Consider the following 19,397-nt stretch of genomic DNA (forward strand, 5'->3'; position numbering starts at 1 on the left):
TCGGACCACGTTGACCACAGTTTTGTGGCCAACTTAGTCATATCACCCGCGATGACGCCCGCGGAAGTAGTTGATCAGGCCCTGAGTCGAGGCGTCATCGGCAACGGTTTCATCGCTGCCGACCAGACGGTTGTAGACGCCTTTGCCCAGCTCCTTGCCCAGTTCCACGCCCCACTGATCGAAGGCATTGATGCCCCAGACCACGCTCTGCACGAACACTTTGTGTTCATACATGGCAACCAGTGCGCCGAGGCGACGCGGACTGATGCGTTCGACCACCAACGTGTTGCTCGGACGGTTGCCCGGGATCACCTTGTGCGGCGCAAGTTTGCGCACGTCGTCTTCGCTCATGCCTTTGTCGCGCAGTTCGGCTTCGGCTTCTGGCAGGGTCTTGCCGAGCATCAGTGCCTGGCTCTGCGACAGGCAGTTGGCGTACAGCCACTGATGGTGGTCGGAAACCGGATTGAAGCTGACGATCGGCACGATGAAGTCAGCCGGAATCAGCTGGGTGCCCTGGTGCAGCAACTGATGGTAAGCGTGCTGACCGTTGCAGCCGACGCCGCCCCAGATTACCGGACCGGTATCGGTCGATACCGAGGTGCCGTCCTGACGCACGCTCTTGCCATTGGATTCCATGTCCAGTTGTTGCAAGTGCTTGGTGATGTTGCGCAGGTAGTGGTCGTACGGCAGGATCGCGTGGCTTTGCGCGCCCCAGAAGTTGCCATACCAGACGCCAAGCAGGGCCAGCAGCACCGGCATGTTCTGTTCGAACGGCGCGGTCTGGAAATGCTGGTCCATGGTGTAGGCACCGGACAGCAGTTCCTTGAAGTTGGACATGCCGATGGCCAGGGCAATTGGCAAACCAATCGCCGACCACAGCGAGTAACGGCCGCCAACCCAGTCCCACATCGGGAAGATGTTTTCTTCGCGAATACCGAACGCCACGGCTGCCGCGTTGTTACTCGAGACGGCGATAAAGTGACGATACAGCTCGGCTTCCGAACCGCCCTGCGCCAGGTACCAGGCACGGGCAGCCTGGGCATTCTTCAGGGTTTCGAGGGTGTTGAACGACTTCGACGAAACGATGAACAGCGTGGTCTCGGCGCGCAGTTTCTGCGTCAGCTCGTGAAACTCACTGCCGTCGATGTTCGCCAGATAGTGGCAACGCACGCCTTTCTGCGCGTAGGAAAGCAGCGCTTCGGACACCAGTTCAGGACCAAGGAACGAGCCACCGATGCCGATGTTGACCACGTCAGTGATCGGCTTCTCGGTGTAGCCGCGCCAAAGGCCGTCGTGGATGCGGCCGACCAGATCGGTGATCTGGTTGAGTACCTTGTGCACTTCCGGCATCACGTTGACGCCGTTGACCGACAACTTGTCGCCGACCGGGCGGCGCAGGGCGGTGTGCAGGGCCGGACGGGCTTCGGAGGCGTTGACGATTTCGCCGTCGAACAGCGCTTTGATTGCGCCCTTCAGATCGACTTCGTTGGCCAGACCCACCAGCAGGTTGCGGGTCTGGGCGTTGATCAAATTCTTCGAATAATCGAGAAACAGGCCGCAGCTGCTGAGAGTGAACTGATTGAAACGCTGCGGATCGGCGTTGAAGGCTTCGCGCATGCTGAAATCCTGCATCGCTTGGCGGTGATCTTTCAACGCTTGCCAGGCGGGCAGAGCGGTAACGTCGTGAGGAGTGCGGTAGTACGCCATCGCTGCGGTTTTCCTTTTTACTTGAACGGCCTTTTGAACACGGTACAGATCAACCATGCCTTTTATCGCATGGGATCAACTGCGTCGACACGATAACTGGACACAGGGCGAATACAGTAAACCTCGCGCTGCGTTCTGTCTTGACTTTGTCTGACCAGATCCCTGTACTTTTTTAACATTCGCAGTGGAATCTGCCCGACAAACGGAGATGCGCGGAAGACTTCCACCCACCCGGCACGTCCGACAGATGATTTCTGCAGCACCGAAAACACCTGTGGGAGCGAGCCTGCTCGCGAAGGCGTCGTGTCAGGCAACTTATAAGTCGCTGATACACCGCCTTCGCGAGCAGATTCGCTCCCACAGGGAAATTCGTTGCTGTTTAAATCGGGCTGTCGAGATTCAGATGCAGGTTGTCGATCAACCGCGTGGTGCCGAGGAACGCCGCTACCAGAATTACCAGATCGCGATCTTCCGCCGTCGCCGTACGCAAGCTCAGGCCATGGCGGATCTCCAGATAATCCGGACGCAGACCCGCGGCTTCCAGCACTTGCAACTGCGTAGCGATCAGCGCCGGATAGCCGCGTTCGCCTTGCTTGATCGCTTCGGCAATGTTGCTCAGCACGCGGTAGACCACCGGTGCCACGGCACGCTGGTCTTCACTGAGAAAACCGTTGCGCGACGACAATGCCAGACCGTCCGCTGCACGCACGGTCGGCTCGCCGATGATCTGAATCGGCATGTTCAGGTCATGCACCAGCGCGCGGATGACTGCCAGTTGCTGGTAATCCTTCTGGCCGAAAATCGCCAGATCTGGCTGGACCATGTTGAACAGCTTGCTGACCACCGTCGCCACGCCTTCGAAGTGCCCCGGACGGCTGGCGCCACACAGACCTTCGGATAATTGCGGCACGCTGACCCGGGTCTGACCGGCCATGCCATCGGGATACATTTCTTCAATGGTTGGCGCAAACAGCAGATCGCAACCGGCTTCGAGGAGTTTTTCCTGATCGGCTGCGAGGGTGCGCGGGTATTTGTCGAGGTCTTCACCGGCACCGAATTGCAGCGGGTTAACGAAAATACTCGCGACCACGAAGTCCACTCGCTGTGTGGCCTTGGTGATCAACGCAACGTGGCCGCTGTGCAGGTTGCCCATGGTCGGCACGAAGCCGATGCGCTTGCCTTCACTGCGCGCGCGGGCGACGGCGGCGCGCAGTTCGCGTACGGTTTTGACGGTGTTCATGCAGAGAATCCGTGTTCGATGCCGGGGAACGTAGTGGCTTTGACTTCGTTGACGTAAGCCTTCAACGCAGCCTGGATGCTGTCCTGACCGTGCATGAAGTTCTTGACGAATTTGGGTACACGGCCGGTGATCGACAGGCCGAGCATGTCGTGCAATACCAGTACCTGGCCGTCGGTAGCGTTGCCGGCGCCGATGCCGATCACCGGAATGCTCACGGCCTGGCTGATTTCCGCTGCCAGTTCGCTCGGCACGCATTCGAGCAGCAGCATGGCCGCGCCGGCCTGCTCCAGCGCGATCGCATCGGCACGCATCTGGCGCGCCTGGTTCTCGTTGCGGCCCTGCACTTTATAGCCACCGAGGAGGTTCACCGCCTGCGGGGTCAGGCCCATGTGCGCACACACCGGGACACCGCGTTCGGCCAGCAGGCGGATCGACTCCGCCAGCCACAGCTGACCTTCAACCTTGACCATGTGCGCACCGGCCTGCATCAGCAGGGCGCTGTTGGTCATGGTTTGTTCGAGGGTGGCATTGGCCATGAACGGCAGGTCGGCGAGGATCAAGGCATCGCCATTGCCGCGCTTGACGCTGGCGACGTGGTAGGCCATTTCCGCCGTGGTCACCGGCAGAGTGCTGTCGTGACCCTGCAGGACCATACCGAGGGAGTCGCCGACCAGCAGCACTTCGACACCAGCCTCATTGCAGGCATGTGCGAAGGTCGCGTCATAGCAGGTCAGCATGGTGATCTTTTCACCTTTCTGCTTGAGGCTCTGGAGCGTGGTCAGGGTGATGGCTGGCATGTAAAAAATCCTCGTTCAGGCGCTCTGGAAACTGCTGCGAGTCACGCGCGTGATTTTTCATCTACTCAGGCGCACGGTCTTGTGTCGTGCTTTGAAAGGCCTGGATTGCGCCCGTTCATGCCGGGTTGGCGGCAGCGGGACGCCTATAGTCGTGATGAGCCAACAGGAAGTCAATTGCGTGTGTTACCGCATTGTTACGCGGGCAGTGTTACCGGCGTTACTGATGCGATTCAGCGGCGCGGCGGGCCTGATTCGGGGGATTTTTGTCTGACAGGAATCATGAATATCACCCGATCAACTGTAGGAGCTGTCGAGTGAAACGAGGCTGCGATCTTTTGGTCTTTAGAATCAAGATCAAAAGACCGCAGCGTTCCGCAGCTCCTACAGGGGAATTTGGGTCAGGGCTGGAAGATGCGTTCAAGGCCGACGAACGGGCAGGCGGCGAGCAGGTCGGAGAGGGCGCGGCCATCGGCAAGCCGCAGGTCTTGCGGCGCCAGTTCTGCGAGAGGATAGAGTACGAACGCCCGCTCCTGAATCTGATAATGCGGGACTTTCAGCCGTGGCTCATCGATCAGGCGATCGCCGAACAGCAGAATATCCAGATCCAGCGTGCGTGGCCCCCAACGCTCCAGACGCTCACGTCCCTGCTCATTCTCGATCGCCTGCAAGGCGTCGAGCAGCTCGATCGGAGCAAGCGAGCTATCGAGGGCGACGACAGCATTGGTGTAACGCGGCTGGCCGGGCAACAGCGAATCGCTTTGATAAAAGCTGGAAACGCCAGCGAGGGTGGTCTGCGGCAATTGCTCCAGCGCCGCGACGGCGCTGCGCAATTGTCCGGCCGGGTCAGCGAGGTTGCTGCCCAAGCCAATATAGATGCGCTCCATGGCTTATTCGCCCGTTGCGCTCGATGCGCCGGCGCGCTTGCGCTTGGAACCGCCGCTGCGGCGACGTTTGCGCGGTGCGCCGCTGGCATCGTCACCCTTGCCGCTGAGGTCGCGGATCATGTCGCGGCGCTCGCTGTCGTTGGCGTCCTGATAATCGGTCCACCATTCGCCGAGGCCGTCGGTCTCCTCACCGGCGCTTTCACGCAGCAGGAGGAAATCGTAACCGGCACGAAAGCGCGGGTTGTCCAGCAACAGATCGGCGCGTTTGCCACTGCGGCGTGGCAGGCGTTCCTGCATGTCCCAGATTTCGCGGATCGGCATGGTGAAGCGCTTCGGAATCGCGATGCGCTGGCACTGCTCGGCAATCAGTTCGTGAGCGGCTTCCTGCATCGCCGGAATCGGCGGCATGCCACGTTCCTGCAGACGCAACACGCGCGCCGGTAGCGCCGGCCACAACAGCGCAGCGAAGAGGAACGCCGGGGTTACCGGTTTGTTCTGCTTGATGCGCAGGTCGGTGTTGGTCAGGGCTTCGCTGATCAGCGTGTGGGTGTATTGCGGATTGTATTCCAGCGCTTCGGCACTGGCCGGGAACAGCGGGGCGAACAGTTGCAGATCGACCAGCATTTCAAAGGTGATCGCGCCGTGACCGGAGAGGAACAGCTTGAGCACTTCTTCGAACAGCCGCGCCGACGGAATCTCGCGCAGCATCGGCGCCAATTCGCGGATCGGCTGCACGGTGTGCTTTTCGATGCCGAAATTGAGCTTGGCGGCAAACCGTACGGCCCGCAGCATGCGCACTGGGTCTTCCTGGTAACGCTGCTTCGGGTCACCGATCAGACGGATCAGATGATTGCGGATGTCGTGCACGCCATTGGCGTAATCGAGAATGCGCTCGCTGACCGGATCGTAATACAGGGCGTTGATGGTGAAGTCGCGGCGTTGCGCGTCTTCTTCCAGGGTGCCGTAGACGTTATCGCGCAGAATCCGCCCGCTCTCGTTGCGCGAAGACTGATTGCTGTCTTCGTCGTCTTCGTTGACCGGGTGATTGGCGCGGAAGGTCGCGACTTCAATGATTTCGCGACCGAAATGGATATGCACCAGCTTGAAGCGACGGCCAATGATCCGCGCATTGCGGAATTCGGCGCGGACCTGCTCGGGGGTGGCGCTGGTGGCGACGTCGAAATCCTTGGGCGTGATGCCCAGCAGCATGTCACGCACGCAACCACCGACCAGGTAAGCCTGGTAACCGGCACCTTGCAGGCGTTCGACGATATTCACCGCATAGCGGCTGAATTGCGTTTTCTGCAGCGAGTGTTGGCCGCTGTTGAGCACTTCAGGGGTGCTGCGGATGTGTTGCGTACGACGCACGGGAGTTCGGAATGACTGGAACAGCTTCTTCAGCATGGGATGCACTGTTTGAAGGAATGTTCGGCCATACCAAAAGAATGACCGCATGATGGGCGCAGATTCTAGCATTTAGTCGGGGGATGGTGTAGGAGACAGCAGATTCAAGCTGAAAGCCGCAAGTTACAAGGGGGCGAGCGGGGTAGATCGGAGGATTTTTTACAGAAGGGAGAAACTACAAGGGGAGCCGAAGCTCCCCAAGAAGTAGTTGCGTGCTCTTTTTATTATTGATTCGGGCTTCTTGTTTTTGTTGAGTGCCCTCGCCACGAAGTGCTTCCTTCGTGACCCTCCCAATCGGGAGCCAAGAGCAAACGGATTGCTTTGGTCGCTGAATTGCAGTGATCTGTCGATCCAACCAGTACAGGCTCTGTCTTAGGACAGTTTTTGTTGTTCTCGGCCTGGTCGTGGGGCAAGCCCCAAATACAACGCCTCTCCAAAAGAATCAGTTAGCTGCGCCTCTCGCCGTCTTGTTTTTATTGTGCGTGAGTCGATTCGTCTTATTTTTATTGTCTTGTGCATTGCTTGTTATTGTTCTTGTACCAAACATATAGCAGGGTGCGTGCCAACTTTTGCGAACCCCAACAAAACAAGGGGTTAGGTCGTTATGGCCGTTTTCCAGGGACGAAAAAAAGCCGGGGTTTCGTTACCGATAACCCCGGCTTCTGTTACGTGAATCGACTGCGGTAACAGTTTTTTCACAATCTCGTGCGTTACCTGCGCAAGCGACAGGTAACGTTCAGCTCTCGCTCGCTACGCCGGTCTTGCGCCGTGGAATGCCCAGACGCTGGCGGCGTTCCCACAGGCATTTGCGACTCACGCCCAGTTTGCGCGCCAGTTCGGTTTCGGTCATGTGGTCCTGGTGCTCGAGGACGAAGTGCTGGAAGTAGTCTTCCAGGGACAGGTCTTCGGTCGGCTCATGGCTGTTGTTGCTGGCGTTACCTGCGGTTTGTGGCGGCAGGCCGATGAACTCGTCGTCGTCCAGATCGCTCAGTTCGATGTCGATACCCAGCAGGTCGGCCGAGATTTCCGGGCTTTCGCTGAGAATCACGGCGCGCTCTACGGCGTTTTCCAACTCTCGCACATTACCCGGCCAGGAATAATGCCGGATGGCCTGTTCGGCATCGGCGGCAAATCTCAGATCGGTACGATTGATGCGCGCGCTCTGGCGAGCGAGGAAAGCATTGGCGATTTCGTTGACGTCGGCGCCACGCTCGCGCAGCGGCGGCAGTTTCAGAGCAATCACGTGCAGACGGTAATAAAGGTCTTCACGGAACTGGCCGATTTTCGCCAGGCTTTTCAGATCGCGGTGGGTTGCAGCGATCAGGCGCACATCGACTTTCTGCGACTGCACTGAGCCGACCCGGCGAATTTCGCCTTCCTGCAGGACGCGCAGCAGGCGGGCCTGGGCTTCCAGTGGCAGTTCGCCGATCTCATCAAGGAACAACGTGCCGCCGTCCGCCGCTTCGACCAGACCGGCACGCCCGGCGCTGGCGCCAGTGAACGCGCCTTTCTCGTGGCCGAACAGTTCGGACTCGATCAGGCTTTCCGGAATGGCTGCGCAGTTCACCGAAATCATCGGCGCCTTGGCGCGTTTCGACAGATTGTGCAGAGCGCGGGCCACCAACTCTTTACCGGTGCCGGATTCGCCCTGGATCAGCACGTTGGAATCGGTTGGCGCGACCTTGCGGATCTTGCTGTAAAGATCCTGCATCGGCGGGCACGAACCGATGATGCCGATTTCGCCATTGCTGTTATCCACAGCGGCTTTCCCGTTGCCGGTGGCAGGCTTGCTCGCGGTGGCTTCGCCGGCAGCTGGCGCCGACTGGCGATCGCGCAGGATCCGCGCAACGGCCTGGAGCATCTCATCGTGGTCGAACGGTTTGGCAATGTAATCGACAGCGCCCATTTTCATCGAGTCGACCGCCGAGCGCAGGCTGGCGTAACTGGTCATGATCAGCACCGGCGTGCCCTGGCCGAGCTTGATCAGCTCAGTGCCCGGGGCGCCGGGCAGGCGCAGGTCGCTGACGATCAGGTCGAACGTAGGAATGGTGAAGCGCTCTTGTGCTTCCTGCACTGATCCGGCTTCGCTGACCTGGTACTGATTGCGTTCCAGCAGGCGGCGCAAGGCGGAGCGGATAATGGTTTCGTCTTCGACGATCAAAATGTGCGGCATTGATTCGATACTCTCGACGGTCTCAGTTCACAGCGGACGTCGCTTCGACATGACGCGGTAAGGTCACCCGGATACGGGTGCCGCGTTGGCTTTGTACATCAGCCGGGCTGTCGATGGTGATTTGTCCATAATGCTCTTCAACGATGGAATAGACCAGTGCAAGGCCCAGACCGGTGCCTTCACCCGGATCCTTGGTGGTGAAGAAAGGTTCGAACAATCGGTCCATGATGCTCGATGGAATACCGCTGCCTTCGTCTTCGACGATCAGATCGACCGTGTGTTCGCCGGCTTCGCTCTTGACCCGTACCGCACTGTGCGGCGGCGAAGCGTCGCGGGCGTTGGAGAGCAGGTTGATCAGCACCTGGGCGAGCCGTTGCGGGTCACCTTCGACCCAATGGTCGGGATCACACAGGTTGTAGAACTGCACTTCGAAATTACGCCGGTTCAGCGCCAGCAGGCCGATGGCGTCCTGCGCGACTTCGGCCAGACACACCGGTTCGTCACTGTGCTGATGGCTGCCGGCATGGGCGAAACTCATCAGCGACTGAACGATGCGCGAGACGCGTTTGGTCTGCTCGAGAATCTGCCCGCTGATTTCCGTCAGCTCGCCGTCGTCTTCGCGCTCCTCGCGCAGGTTCTGCGCCAGACAGGCGATGCCGGTGATCGGGTTGCCGATTTCGTGGGCCACCCCCGCCGCCAGCCGACCGATGCTGGCCAGGCGTTCGGAATGCACCAGTTTGTCTTCGAGCATCTGTGTTTCGGTCAAATCCTCGACCAGCAACACCAGACCACTGTTGCCCGGTGCCAGGGGCTCATCGATCGCCGCTTTGTGCAGGTTCAGCCAGCGCGTCTGGCCATCGAGGGTCAGGTGCTGTTTGTGTAAATGCTCATCGGGCAGGTTGATGAAGCCCTGCAGCAGATCTTTCCATGGCTCGCCAATGGTACTCAAGCGCGAGCCGACGACACGCTGCGCGGCAATCCCGGTGAGTTCTTCCATGGCCCTGTTCCACATCAGGATTTCCTGATCCTTGGCCAACGAGCAGACGCCCATCGGCAGTTCCTGCAAGGTCTGGCGGTGATAGCGGCGCAGCGCATCGAGTTCGGCGGCAAGCCCGGTAAGGCGCGAGTGGTAATCCTCGAGCCGGCTTTCAATGAAGTGAATGTCTTCGGTGACGTAGTTTTCGCCACCCGCCTTGTACGGCAGGAAGGTTTCCACCATGTCCTGGGCCACGCTCGGGCCCATCAGCCCGGACAGGTTGGCCTCGATGCGGTCGCGCAGACGGCGCAAGGCGTACGGGCGGCGCTCGTCGAAGGGCAGATACAAGTCGCGCAGCGCTTGCTCGACTTCCTTCTGCGCAGCCTTGGCACCCAGCGGTTTGGCCAGTTGCGTAGCGAACTCCTGCGGAGAGGCGGCGTGCAGCTCTCGACGTTGCGGGCGGCGCACGTTGTCCACCGCACAGGCTTCGGCGGCGCTGGCTTCTTCCGGGCTGGCGTTGGTGAACAGCGAAATCAAAGTGAACATCAACACGTTGGCGGCCAGCGAGGCGATGGCCGCCATGTGCCAGCTGGTGTCGTCGAGCACGTAGATCATGTTCAGCAGCGGAATGTAAAAACCCTGCAGATTGCCGACCAGCGGCAGCAGCATGGTCACCACCCAGACCGTGATCCCCGCCAACAGACCGGCAATGAAGCCACGGCGATTGGCGGTCGGCCAATACAGCACCGACAACACCCCGGGCAGAAATTGCAAAGTTGCAACGAACGCGACGATGCCGAGGTTGGCCAGATCCTGTTCGACGCCGAGCATCAGGTAGAAACCGAAACCGGCCATGATGATCGCCACGATCAGCGCCCGGCGGGTCCATTTCAGCCAGCGGTAGATATTGCCCTCGGCCGGCGGCTGATAGAGCGGCAGCACCAGGTGGTTCAGCGCCATGCCCGACAAAGCCAGCGTGGTGACGATGATCAAGCCGCTGGCAGCGGACAGACCACCGACGTAGGCAAGCAGAGCCAGCGGTTTGCTGTTGGCGGCAATGCCGATGCCGAGGGTGAAATATTCCGGGTCGGTGGTAGCACCCAGTTTCAGCCCGGCCCAGAGAATCAGCGGTACGGCGAGACTCATCAGCAGCAGAAACAGCGGCAGGCCCCAACTGGCGCTGACCAGCGAGCGTGGGTTGAGGTTTTCGGTGAAAGTCATGTGATACATGTGCGGCATCACGATCGCCGAGGCGAAGAACACCAACAACAGCGTGCGCCACGGGCCTTCCTGCAACGGCGTGTGCAGAGCGGCGAGGGCGGTCTGGTTCTGCAGCAGCCACAATTCGAGTTGTTGCGGGCCGTCGAACACGCCATACAGCGCATACAGGCCAACGCCGCCGAGGGCGATCAGTTTGATGATCGACTCAAAGGCAATCGCGAACACCAGCCCTTCATGTTTCTCGCGCGTGGCGATATGCCGGGAGCCGAAGAAAATCGTGAACAGAATGATCAGCGCACAGAACGCCAGCGCCACGCGGCTCTGCACGCGCTCGCCGGTCAGGATGCCGATGGAGTCGGCCACTGCCTGGATCTGCAGGGCCAGCAACGGCAGCACGCCGATCAGCATGAAAATCGTGGTCAGCGCACCGGCCCAAGTGCTGCGAAAGCGGAAGGCAAACAGGTCGGCCAGCGACGACAGTTGATAGGTGCGGGTGATCTTCAGGATCGGATATAGCAGCACCGGCGCCAGCAGAAACGCACCGGACACGCCGAGATAGCTGGACAGAAAGCCGTAACCGTACTGATAGGCCAGGCCCACTGTGCCGTAGAACGCCCAGGCACTGGCGTAAACCCCCAGCGACAAGGTGTAGGTCAACGGGTGGCGAATGATCGCGCGCGGGATCATGCCCCGTTCGCTGACCCAGGCAACGCCGAACAGCGCCGCCAGGTACGCGGCGCTGATCAGGATCATCTGGGTCAGGCTAAAGCTCATCGGCATCTTTTTGGCTCTGCAGGATGAAGGTCACAACAATCAGGATCAGCCAGAGCAGATAAGGGCGATACCAGGCGCCCGTCGCGTCGATCCACCAATCCATGATGGCGGGGGAGAACAGGTAGATCCCGACGACCAAAAGCAGGACCAAGCGATAGATGTACATCCCGGCCTCTCTTTTTTATGCACGTGCCCGAAAACGTGCGGCGATGGTAACGGATGGGCGCGCGACTGCAAGTGTCGTCATTGCAGTTGCGCTTCGGGCAGGGTCAGTGTGCGCGGGATCTTTTCGGCATCCCAGTGCGCGCAGCCCCAGGCCAGCAGTTCGCGCGGCGAAGCGTGCGCCAGCTCGCTGCCAGGATTCTGCCCCAGCGCGCGCAAGGCCCGCAGCAGCAACGGCGTGGCCTGATCGGCTTCAAGCGGTGGCGAGCGGTAGGACTTGCCGAGTTTGTTGCCGTCCGGTTGGGTGATCAGCGGCAGATGCAGATAGCGCGGCTGTTTCATACCGAGCAGTTCCTGCAGATACAGCTGTCGCGGCGTGGAATCGAGCAGATCGGCGCCACGGACGATGTCGGTAATGCCTTGCCAGGCGTCGTCGAGCACCACCGCCAATTGATAGGCGTATAGACCGTCGCGCCGACGAATGACGAAGTCGCCGACGTCGCGGCCCAGGTGCTGGCGGTATTCGCCCTGCACGCGATCGATAAAGTGGTATTCAAGCTCCGGCACGCGCAGGCGGATCGCGGCGTCGTGCTGATCGTGGCCGGCGTTGCGGCAAAACCCCGGATAAATGCCGTGATACGGCTCCAGTTGTTTTCGCGAGCAGGTGCAGGCATAGGCCAGACCGTGATTGAACAGCCTGTCGAGCACCTCGGCGTAGGCCGCATGCCGATCGCTCTGGCGCACCATTTCGCCGTCCCATTCGAAGCCGTAACTCTCCAGCGCCTTGAGAATCGCCGCTTGCGCACCGGGCTCTTCGCGCGGCGGGTCGAGATCTTCCATGCGCACCAGCCAGCGCCCGCCAACCGAGCGGGCATCGAGATAGGACGCCAGCGCAGCAACCAGCGAACCGAAGTGCAGGTGACCACTGGGGGTAGGGGCAAAGCGGCCGATGTAGGCGAGGGATGTCTTGGCAGTCATGGAGGCGATAAGAGCTATTCAGAATTTACGCAGGTTACCCCTGTGAGAGCGGGCTTGCTCGCGAAAGCGTCAGTTCAGACAACCTGGATGTTGAATGACACACCGCATTCGGGAGCAAGCCCCCTCCCACAAAAGCAGGAACCGCACAAACAAAAACGGAGCGTTCGCACGCTCCGTTTTTCGTTCAGATCGAGATTACTTGCCGACCTGCTTTTCCTTGATTTCCGCCAGGGTCTTGCAGTCGATGCACAGATCCGCAGTCGGACGGGCTTCGAGGCGCTTGACGCCGATCTCGATGCCGCAGGACTCGCACCAGCCGTACTCTTCGTCTTCGATCAGTTGCAACGTCTTGTCGATTTTCTTGATCAGCTTGCGCTCGCGGTCGCGGGCGCGCAGTTCGAGGGCGAATTCTTCTTCCTGGCTGGCACGGTCGGCCGGGTCGGGGAAGTTGGCCGCTTCGTCTTTCATGTGATCAACCGTACGGTCGACTTCCTGCATCAAGTCCAGTTTCCACTTGTTCAGGATCTTGGTGAAATGCGCGCGCATCGGGGCGCCCATGTACTCTTCACCCGCCTTCGGAACGTAAGGTTCGAAGCCGCTGATCGTCGCTTGCTGCTGTTGCTTTGCTTGGGTGGACATGAAATAGACCGCCTCTACTCTTGTAATCCATTGCGCAGGATTGCTCCATCACCGACACCTGCCGGCCCTGCGGCTGCAAGCGGGCGAACTTACCAGATCAAATCAGCCTGCGCTACTCCCGGATGTCGAGCCCCCGGCGGGTGGCGCTTGCAGATGTTTGGCAAGCCGTGTCTGTGGGGTTGGAGACCTGTTCAATCACTGATTTTAGTCAATCCTGGAGCGTACGTTCAGATCGTTACAGTCCAGCGTTCTTGAGGCTGTGACCTTCACGGGTTCTCGCTCGTTCCGGCAGACAGGTAGAATCGTCTCTTTTTTCCTGTCGAAGGCAATCCAATGGCCCCCTACAGTGCGCGCAGTCGTGCGATCGAACCGTTCCATGTGATGGCGCTGCTGGCGCGGGCCAATGAATTGCAGGCTGAAGGCCACGACGTGATTCATCTGGAAATCGGCGAGCCGGATTTCACCACCGCCGAACCGATCATCCGCGCCGGACAAGCTGCGTTGACGGCGGGCAAGACTCGCTACACCGCTGCCCGTGGCATTCCCGAACTGCGCGAGGCGATCGCCGGGTTTTACCAGTCGCGCTACGGCCTGAATATTGACCCGCGGCGGATTCTGATCACACCCGGCGGCTCCGGCGCGCTGTTGCTGGCCAGTGCCCTGTTGGTCGATCCGGGTAAACACTGGCTGCTCGCCGACCCGGGCTACCCGTGCAATCGGCATTTCTTGCGGCTGGTCGAAGGTGCGGCGCAACTGGTGCCGGTCGGGCCGGAGGTGCGTTACCAATTGACCGCGGATCTGATCGAGCGGCATTGGGATCACGACAGTGTCGGCGCCCTTGTCGCTTCGCCGGCCAACCCGACGGGCACTTTGCTGACTCGTGATGAACTGGCCGGGTTATCCACAGCGATCAAAGCCAGACACGGGCATCTGGTGGTGGACGAGATCTACCACGGCCTGACCTACGGCACTGATGCTGCCAGTGTGCTGGAAGTCGATGACAACGCTTTTGTTCTCAACAGTTTCTCCAAGTATTTCGGCATGACCGGTTGGCGCCTGGGCTGGCTGGTGGCGCCAGACGCGGCGGTCAGCGAACTGGAAAAACTCGCGCAGAACCTCTACATCAGCGCGCCGAGCATGGCGCAGTACGCAGCGCTGGCCTGTTTCGAGCCGGCCACCATCGTGATTCTTGAAGAGCGCCGCGCCGAATTTGCGCGCCGTCGCGACTTCCTCCTGCCGGCGCTGCGTGAACTCGGTTTCAACATCGCCGTTGAGCCGGAAGGCGCGTTTTATCTGTACGCCGATATCAGCCGTTTCGGCGGTGATGCCTTCGCGTTCTGCCGACATTTCCTCGAAACCGAGCACGTCGCCTTCACACCCGGACTGGATTTCGGCCGCTACCAGGCCGGCCATCACGTGCGCTTCGCTTACACACAAAACCTCGCACGTTTACAGGAAGCCGTGGAGCGCATCGCGCGCGGTTTGAAGAGCTGGCAAGGCTGATGCGCTTTTATCCTGCTCTGGAAGAGGCGCGACTGATCCGTCGCTACAAGCGTTTTCTTGCCGATATCGAAACCGTTAGCGGCGAGTTGCTGACCATTCACTGTCCGAACACCGGTTCGATGCTCAATTGCCAAGTCGAGGGCGGGCAGGTCTGGTTCAGTCGCTCCAACGACCCGAAACGCAAATTGCCTGGCACTTGGGAGATTGGCGAAACCCCGCAGGGTCGGCTGTTCTGCGTCAACACCGGGCGCGCCAATGGTCTGGTCGAGGAAGCCTTGCAGGCCGGTGTGATCACCGAACTGGCCGGGTTTACCGCATTGAAGCGTGAAGTTGCGTACGGGCAGGAAAAAAGCCGCATCGACTTCCGCCTCGAATATCCCAGCGGCCCGGCGTATGTCGAAGTGAAAAGCGTCACCCTCGGCTTCGACGGCACGGCGGTAGCGGCGTTTCCCGATGCGGTGACCCAGCGCGGCGCCAAGCATCTGCGTGAGCTGGCGCATCTGGCGCGCGACGGCATTCGGGCGGTGCAGCTGTACTGTGTGAACCTCACAGGCATCGATGCCGTGCGCCCGGCCGAGGAAATCGATTGGGCTTACGCCGAGGCGCTGCGTGAAGCGGTTGCTTGCGGTGTCGAGGTGTTGGCGTACGGCGTGCGCCTGGACCATGAAGAGATGGTCATCGACCGCCGACTCGATGTGCGGCTAAACGGTTAAACGTCGATCCAAACGCCTTGTGTATCTTCCCGGCATTTTATCGCCGTGAGCGATTGCCCGGCGCACGGGCCGGCAACGCACTCGCCGTCCTCGATCAGAAACAGTGCGCCGTGGCTGGCGCACTGGATCAGGCTGTTGCTCGGGTCGAGAAACTGGTCGGGCTGCCATTCAAGTCCGACGCCGCGATGCGGGCAGCGATTGAGATAAACGTAGGCCTGCCCGCCGCGACGCACGGCAAACAGCTTTTTGCCTTCGATAACGAAACCGCGACTGTCGGCCTCGGCCAAATCGCAGCCGGTGCAGAGAAACTTCATGGCTATCCTCTAGTGTCCGCTCGTGTCTGGATATGTCCGAGCTTGACGTTCAAATGCAAACAATTATCAAATGGCGGCCTTCTCCCAAAGGGAGTCTGGCCGTTGCCGAGGATACTTGGCTCGCTGCGCCGATGCCCGGGAAACCTTGTTCAAGGAAGCTGTATATGCGCCCGAAAACCCGCGTTGCCATGCTGTGCGCCGGCCTTTTGCTCAGCCATCAGGCGGCCGCAGCGGATTTACCGCAACGCTGGGTCAGCGCCGGCGGCGCGCTGTCGGAATGGGTCAGCGCGTTGGGCGGCGAGTCTAAGCTGGTTGGGGTCGACACCACCAGTCAGCATCCCGAATCGATGCAGGCGCTGCCTAGCATTGGCTATCAGCGCAGCCTGTCGGCCGAAGGCATCTTGAGCCTGCGCCCGGACATTCTGATCGGCACCGAAGAAATGGGCCCGCCGTCGGTTTTGGCGCAAGTCAAAGCCGCCAAGGTGAATGTCGAGTTGTTCTCGGCACAGCCTGATCTGCCGACGCTGGAAAAGAATGTCACTCATCTGGGCCAGTTGCTCGGTGCGCAAGAGGAAGCGGCGCAACTGCTGCAGACTTATCAACAGCAACTCCAGGCGCAGGAAGTGCGAGTTGCCCAAGTGCAAACCACACGCAAAGCCCCGGACGTGTTGCTGCTGGTTGGGCACGCCGGCGGCAAGCCGTTGATCGCCGGCAAGGACACTGCCGCCGATTGGCTGCTGCAACAGGCCGGCGGGCACAATCTTGCGACGCATACCGGCTACAAACCGTTTTCCGTGGAATCTCTCGCCAGCCTCGATCCCGAAGTGCTGGTGTTCGCCGACCGAGCGTTGACGGGCGAAGCGGCAAAAATCGCGTTGTTCAAGGAAAATCCGATTCTCAATTCCAGCCGTGCGGCCAAGGCCGGACGGGTAATGGAGCTGGATCCGACGTTGCTGGTTGGCGGACTCGGGCCGCGGCTGCCGGCAGCACTGAGAACCCTGACTGACGGCTTCTACCCCGCCAAGGGCGGCCAATGACCACACTGGTCAGACCCCGTGGCTTGTTTATCGGCCTGACATTGGTGTGTCTGCTGGCGATCTGGCTGTCGCTGGCGCTGGGGCCGGTGAGCCTGCCGTTGTTCGATACCTTGCGCGCGGCGCTGCGTCTGATCGGCGTGCCATTGGCGCCGCAAGGATTGGAGCAGGCTGAGCTGATTCTCGGCCAGATCCGCCTGCCGCGAACCTTGCTCGGGTTGGCGGTCGGCGGCGTGCTGGCGCTGTCCGGAGTGGCGATGCAGGGCTTGTTTCGTAATCCGCTGGCCGATCCGGGGCTGGTCGGGGTGTCCAGTGGCGCGGCACTCGGCGCAGCGATTGCGATTGTCGGCGGATCGTTCTTTGGCGGCCTGCCGGAGTGGTTCGGGCCGTATCTGTTGTCGGTGTGTGCGTTTCTTGGCGGGCTCGGCGTGACGGCGCTGGTCTATCGGCTGGGCCGGCGCAACGGTCAGACGCATGTGGCGACCATGTTGTTGGCCGGTATCGCGCTGACGGCGCTGGCCAGTTCGGCGGTCGGTCTGTTCACTTATCTGGCCGATGACGCCACGCTGCGCACCCTGACCTTCTGGAACCTCGGCAGCCTTAATGGCGCCAGTTACGCGCGGCTGTGGCCACTGCTGATCATCTCCATCGGCGTCGCGCTGTGGCTGCCGCGTCGGGCCAAGGCATTGAATGCCTTGTTGCTCGGCGAATCCGAGGCCGGTCATCTGGGCATCAATGTCGAACGGCTCAAGCGCGAACTGGTGTTCTGCACCGCGCTGGGTGTCGGCGCGGCGGTGGCTGCGGCTGGCATGATCGGTTTTGTCGGGCTGGTGGTCCCGCACTTGGTGCGCCTGCTGGCCGGCCCCGATCACAAAGTTCTGTTGCCGGCCTCTGTTCTGGCGGGTGCGAGCCTGTTGTTGCTGGCCGATCTGGTGGCGCGCCTGGCGTTGGCGCCGGCGGAGTTGCCGATCGGCATTGTCACCGCGTTCATCGGCGCGCCGTTCTTTCTTTATCTGCTGCTGCGAGGGCGTGCCTGATGTTGTCTGCGCACAATGTGCATGTCTGCCGTGGCCGCAAGGCTGTGCTCAGCGGGGTCACGCTGCAACTCGAGCCCGGTGAAGTGCTTGGCGTGCTGGGGCCGAACGGCGCCGGGAAAAGCACGTTGCTTGGCGCATTGTGTGGTGAGTTGCTCGCCAGTGACGGCGACGTCTCGCTGGATGGTCAGGCGTTGAGTCACTGGAGCGGAACGCAACGGGCGCAACGACTGGCGGTGTTGCCGCAGGTTTCGACACTGGACTTTGCCTTCGCCGTCGAAGAGGTCGTCGGCATGGGCCGTTTGCCTTACCAGACCGGGCGCGTGCGTGACGACGAGATTGTCGCGGCGGCGCTGGCCGCCGCCGATGCCGGTCACCTGAGTGGGCGCAGTTATCTGGCATTGTCCGGTGGCGAGCGTCAGCGCGTGCACCTGGCGCGGGTACTGGCGCAGCTGTGGCCGGGGCAGGCAGGGCAAGTCTTGTTGCTCGACGAACCGACGTCGATGCTCGATCCGCTGCATCAGCACACCACGTTGCAAGCGGTGCGCGAGTTCGCCGATCGCGGCGCGGCAGTGCTGGTGATCTTGCATGATCTGAATCTGGCGGCACGCTATTGTGATCGGGTGCTGTTGCTGGAGGACGGCCGTCCGGTTGCGCTGGACACCCCGCGGCAGGTGCTGCGTCCGGACACGCTCAAAGCGGTGTTCGGCCTGGAGGTTTTGGTGCAGCCGCACCCGGAGCGTGGGCATCCGCTGATCATCGCCCGCTGAATTCGTCATCGAGGTGTCGCATGCGTGGAATGTGGTGGTTGGCGCTGATGTTGCTTGCGGGGTGTCAGCACATGGCGGCTCCGCCGGTGAGCGGTGAGACCCGTGATCTGCGCAACGGCGAGGTGCTAAGCGCGCAGCAATTACTGACGCGTCTGGCTGAGCCGGAGCGCTTGATCATGGGGGAACAGCACGACAATGCCGATCATCATGCGGCGCAGTTGTGGCTTTTGCAGGCGCTCGGCGAGCAACGAGCGCAAGGCAGTCTGCTATTGGAAATGCTCACGCCGGATCAACAAGCGAAAGTCGATGCGTTGCGCCAGTCAAAATCCGTTCCGGCAGATCTGCCTGCTGCATTGGCCTGGCAGGATGGTTGGGACTGGAATCTCTACGGGCCGATCGTGCGCTTCGCCCTGACGCAGCCGTATTCGCTGCTGGCGGCCAATCTTGACGACAGCGAAACCCGCGCGTTCTACCACAATCCACCGGCTCTGAACGGTCCGCGCAGCAATTCGCTTTCGGTTAAAAAAACTTTGCTTGGGCAAATCAGTGAGTCTCACTGCGGCTTGCTGCCTGAATCACAGATGCCGGCAATGTTGGCGATCCAGCAGCAGCGTGATCGACGGATGGCCGAAAGCATGCTGGCGGCGCCGATGCCTACGATCCTGCTGGCCGGTGCGTGGCATGCGCGCAAAGATGTTGGTGTGCCGCTGCATGTGCAGGATCTCGGCGCTGGCGAGGCACCGACCGTGTTGATGCTGGCCGAGCAGGGCGATGCGGTAACGGCGGCGATGGCCGATTACGTCTGGTACACGCCGGCCACGCCGAAGCCGGATTATTGCGAACAGATGCGCAAGCAATTCGCCAAATGACTTTTCCACAGGCAAAAAAAGACCCGGTAAAAACCGGGTCAAATAACCGTGATTAGCCTGATGAGGAGATAATCTGAGAGTCCGAACCAAGGGCTTTTCAGAATATCGACTGATCTCGCGACCAGTTGTGATAATCATAGCGATTCTCATTACCGCGTCAACCGCTGTTTTTGCAAATCTGTAATTTAGTTTTACGAACGCCCGC

At 60.6% G+C, this 19,397-nt stretch carries 17 protein-coding genes; 6 read left to right on the forward strand and 11 right to left on the reverse strand.

Annotated elements, in window-relative coordinates; genetic code table 11:
• Positions 1-42: 42 nt before the first annotated feature.
• From pgi to dksA, 10 genes are all read right to left on the reverse strand, one after another.
• Positions 43-1,707, reverse strand: a complete 1,665-nt coding sequence (gene pgi, locus ACP7D9_RS18395) for a glucose-6-phosphate isomerase (RefSeq protein ID WP_101157631.1) — start codon at positions 1,705-1,707, stop codon at positions 43-45.
• Positions 1,708-2,086: 379 nt separating this feature from the next.
• The gene (gene panC / locus ACP7D9_RS18400) at positions 2,087-2,947 is read right to left on the reverse strand and encodes a pantoate--beta-alanine ligase (RefSeq protein ID WP_426158988.1); all 861 of its coding nucleotides are present in this window, start codon (positions 2,945-2,947) and stop codon (positions 2,087-2,089) included.
• Positions 2,944-3,744: a 3-methyl-2-oxobutanoate hydroxymethyltransferase gene (gene panB / locus ACP7D9_RS18405; protein WP_101157635.1), complete on the reverse strand. Its 801-nt coding sequence runs from the start codon at positions 3,742-3,744 to the stop codon at positions 2,944-2,946. The genes panC and panB overlap by 4 nt, the downstream gene beginning before the upstream one ends.
• Before the next feature lie 398 nt (positions 3,745-4,142).
• On the reverse strand, positions 4,143-4,628 hold the full coding sequence (folK, locus tag ACP7D9_RS18410; RefSeq protein WP_101157637.1) for a 2-amino-4-hydroxy-6-hydroxymethyldihydropteridine diphosphokinase: 486 nt from the start codon (positions 4,626-4,628) through the stop codon (positions 4,143-4,145).
• A gap of 3 nt (positions 4,629-4,631) precedes the next feature.
• Entirely contained in the window at positions 4,632-6,032 is a 1,401-nt protein-coding gene (locus ACP7D9_RS18415; protein WP_426158991.1) for a polynucleotide adenylyltransferase PcnB, read from the reverse strand.
• A gap of 736 nt (positions 6,033-6,768) precedes the next feature.
• A complete protein-coding gene (locus ACP7D9_RS18420) occupies positions 6,769-8,205 on the reverse strand; it encodes a sigma-54-dependent transcriptional regulator (protein WP_101157640.1) in 1,437 nt (478 codons plus the stop codon).
• Positions 8,206-8,227: 22 nt separating this feature from the next.
• Positions 8,228-11,182, reverse strand: coding sequence for a sensor histidine kinase (locus tag ACP7D9_RS18425; protein ID WP_178081162.1), 2,955 nt, complete (start codon positions 11,180-11,182; stop codon positions 8,228-8,230).
• Positions 11,166-11,342, reverse strand: a complete 177-nt coding sequence (locus tag ACP7D9_RS18430; RefSeq protein ID WP_003176118.1) for a hypothetical protein — start codon at positions 11,340-11,342, stop codon at positions 11,166-11,168. Before ACP7D9_RS18430 ends, ACP7D9_RS18425 begins: the two co-directional genes overlap by 17 nt.
• Before the next feature lie 77 nt (positions 11,343-11,419).
• Positions 11,420-12,316: a tRNA glutamyl-Q(34) synthetase GluQRS gene (gene gluQRS / locus ACP7D9_RS18435; protein ID WP_101157644.1), complete on the reverse strand. Its 897-nt coding sequence runs from the start codon at positions 12,314-12,316 to the stop codon at positions 11,420-11,422.
• A gap of 195 nt (positions 12,317-12,511) precedes the next feature.
• On the reverse strand, positions 12,512-12,955 hold the full coding sequence (gene dksA / locus ACP7D9_RS18440) for an RNA polymerase-binding protein DksA (protein ID WP_101157646.1): 444 nt from the start codon (positions 12,953-12,955) through the stop codon (positions 12,512-12,514).
• Between the two features lie 333 nt (positions 12,956-13,288).
• On the opposite strand from dksA, the gene ACP7D9_RS18445 reads away from it, so the two are divergent.
• Together ACP7D9_RS18445 and sfsA are read left to right on the forward strand one after the other, a co-directional pair.
• Positions 13,289-14,458, forward strand: a complete 1,170-nt coding sequence (locus ACP7D9_RS18445; RefSeq protein WP_426158994.1) for a pyridoxal phosphate-dependent aminotransferase — start codon at positions 13,289-13,291, stop codon at positions 14,456-14,458.
• Positions 14,458-15,171: a DNA/RNA nuclease SfsA gene (gene sfsA / locus ACP7D9_RS18450; RefSeq protein ID WP_426158996.1), complete on the forward strand. Its 714-nt coding sequence runs from the start codon at positions 14,458-14,460 to the stop codon at positions 15,169-15,171. The genes ACP7D9_RS18445 and sfsA overlap by 1 nt, the downstream gene beginning before the upstream one ends.
• On the opposite strand, the gene ACP7D9_RS18455 is transcribed toward sfsA, so the two are convergent.
• The gene (locus ACP7D9_RS18455) at positions 15,168-15,485 is read right to left on the reverse strand and encodes a Rieske (2Fe-2S) protein (protein WP_426158998.1); all 318 of its coding nucleotides are present in this window, start codon (positions 15,483-15,485) and stop codon (positions 15,168-15,170) included. The two genes, sfsA and ACP7D9_RS18455, sit on opposite strands and share 4 nt — an antisense overlap.
• A gap of 164 nt (positions 15,486-15,649) precedes the next feature.
• Between ACP7D9_RS18455 and ACP7D9_RS18460 the strand changes: the two genes are divergently transcribed.
• The 4 genes from ACP7D9_RS18460 to ACP7D9_RS18475 are packed head-to-tail and all read left to right on the forward strand — an operon-like array spanning position 15,650 to position 19,192.
• The gene (locus ACP7D9_RS18460; RefSeq protein ID WP_426159000.1) at positions 15,650-16,522 is read left to right on the forward strand and encodes a heme/hemin ABC transporter substrate-binding protein; all 873 of its coding nucleotides are present in this window, start codon (positions 15,650-15,652) and stop codon (positions 16,520-16,522) included.
• 50 nt (positions 16,523-16,572) lie between these two features.
• Positions 16,573-17,556, forward strand: coding sequence for a FecCD family ABC transporter permease (locus ACP7D9_RS18465; protein ID WP_178081163.1), 984 nt, complete (start codon positions 16,573-16,575; stop codon positions 17,554-17,556).
• Positions 17,556-18,323: a heme ABC transporter ATP-binding protein gene (locus tag ACP7D9_RS18470; RefSeq protein ID WP_426159002.1), complete on the forward strand. Its 768-nt coding sequence runs from the start codon at positions 17,556-17,558 to the stop codon at positions 18,321-18,323. The genes ACP7D9_RS18465 and ACP7D9_RS18470 overlap by 1 nt, the downstream gene beginning before the upstream one ends.
• Positions 18,324-18,343: 20 nt before the next feature.
• Positions 18,344-19,192, forward strand: a complete 849-nt coding sequence (locus ACP7D9_RS18475; RefSeq protein ID WP_426159004.1) for a ChaN family lipoprotein — start codon at positions 18,344-18,346, stop codon at positions 19,190-19,192.
• The last annotated feature ends 205 nt before the right edge of the window (positions 19,193-19,397 follow it).

Source organism: Pseudomonas sp. TSRC2-2 (assembly GCF_049897785.1).
GTDB lineage: Bacteria > Pseudomonadota > Gammaproteobacteria > Pseudomonadales > Pseudomonadaceae > Aquipseudomonas.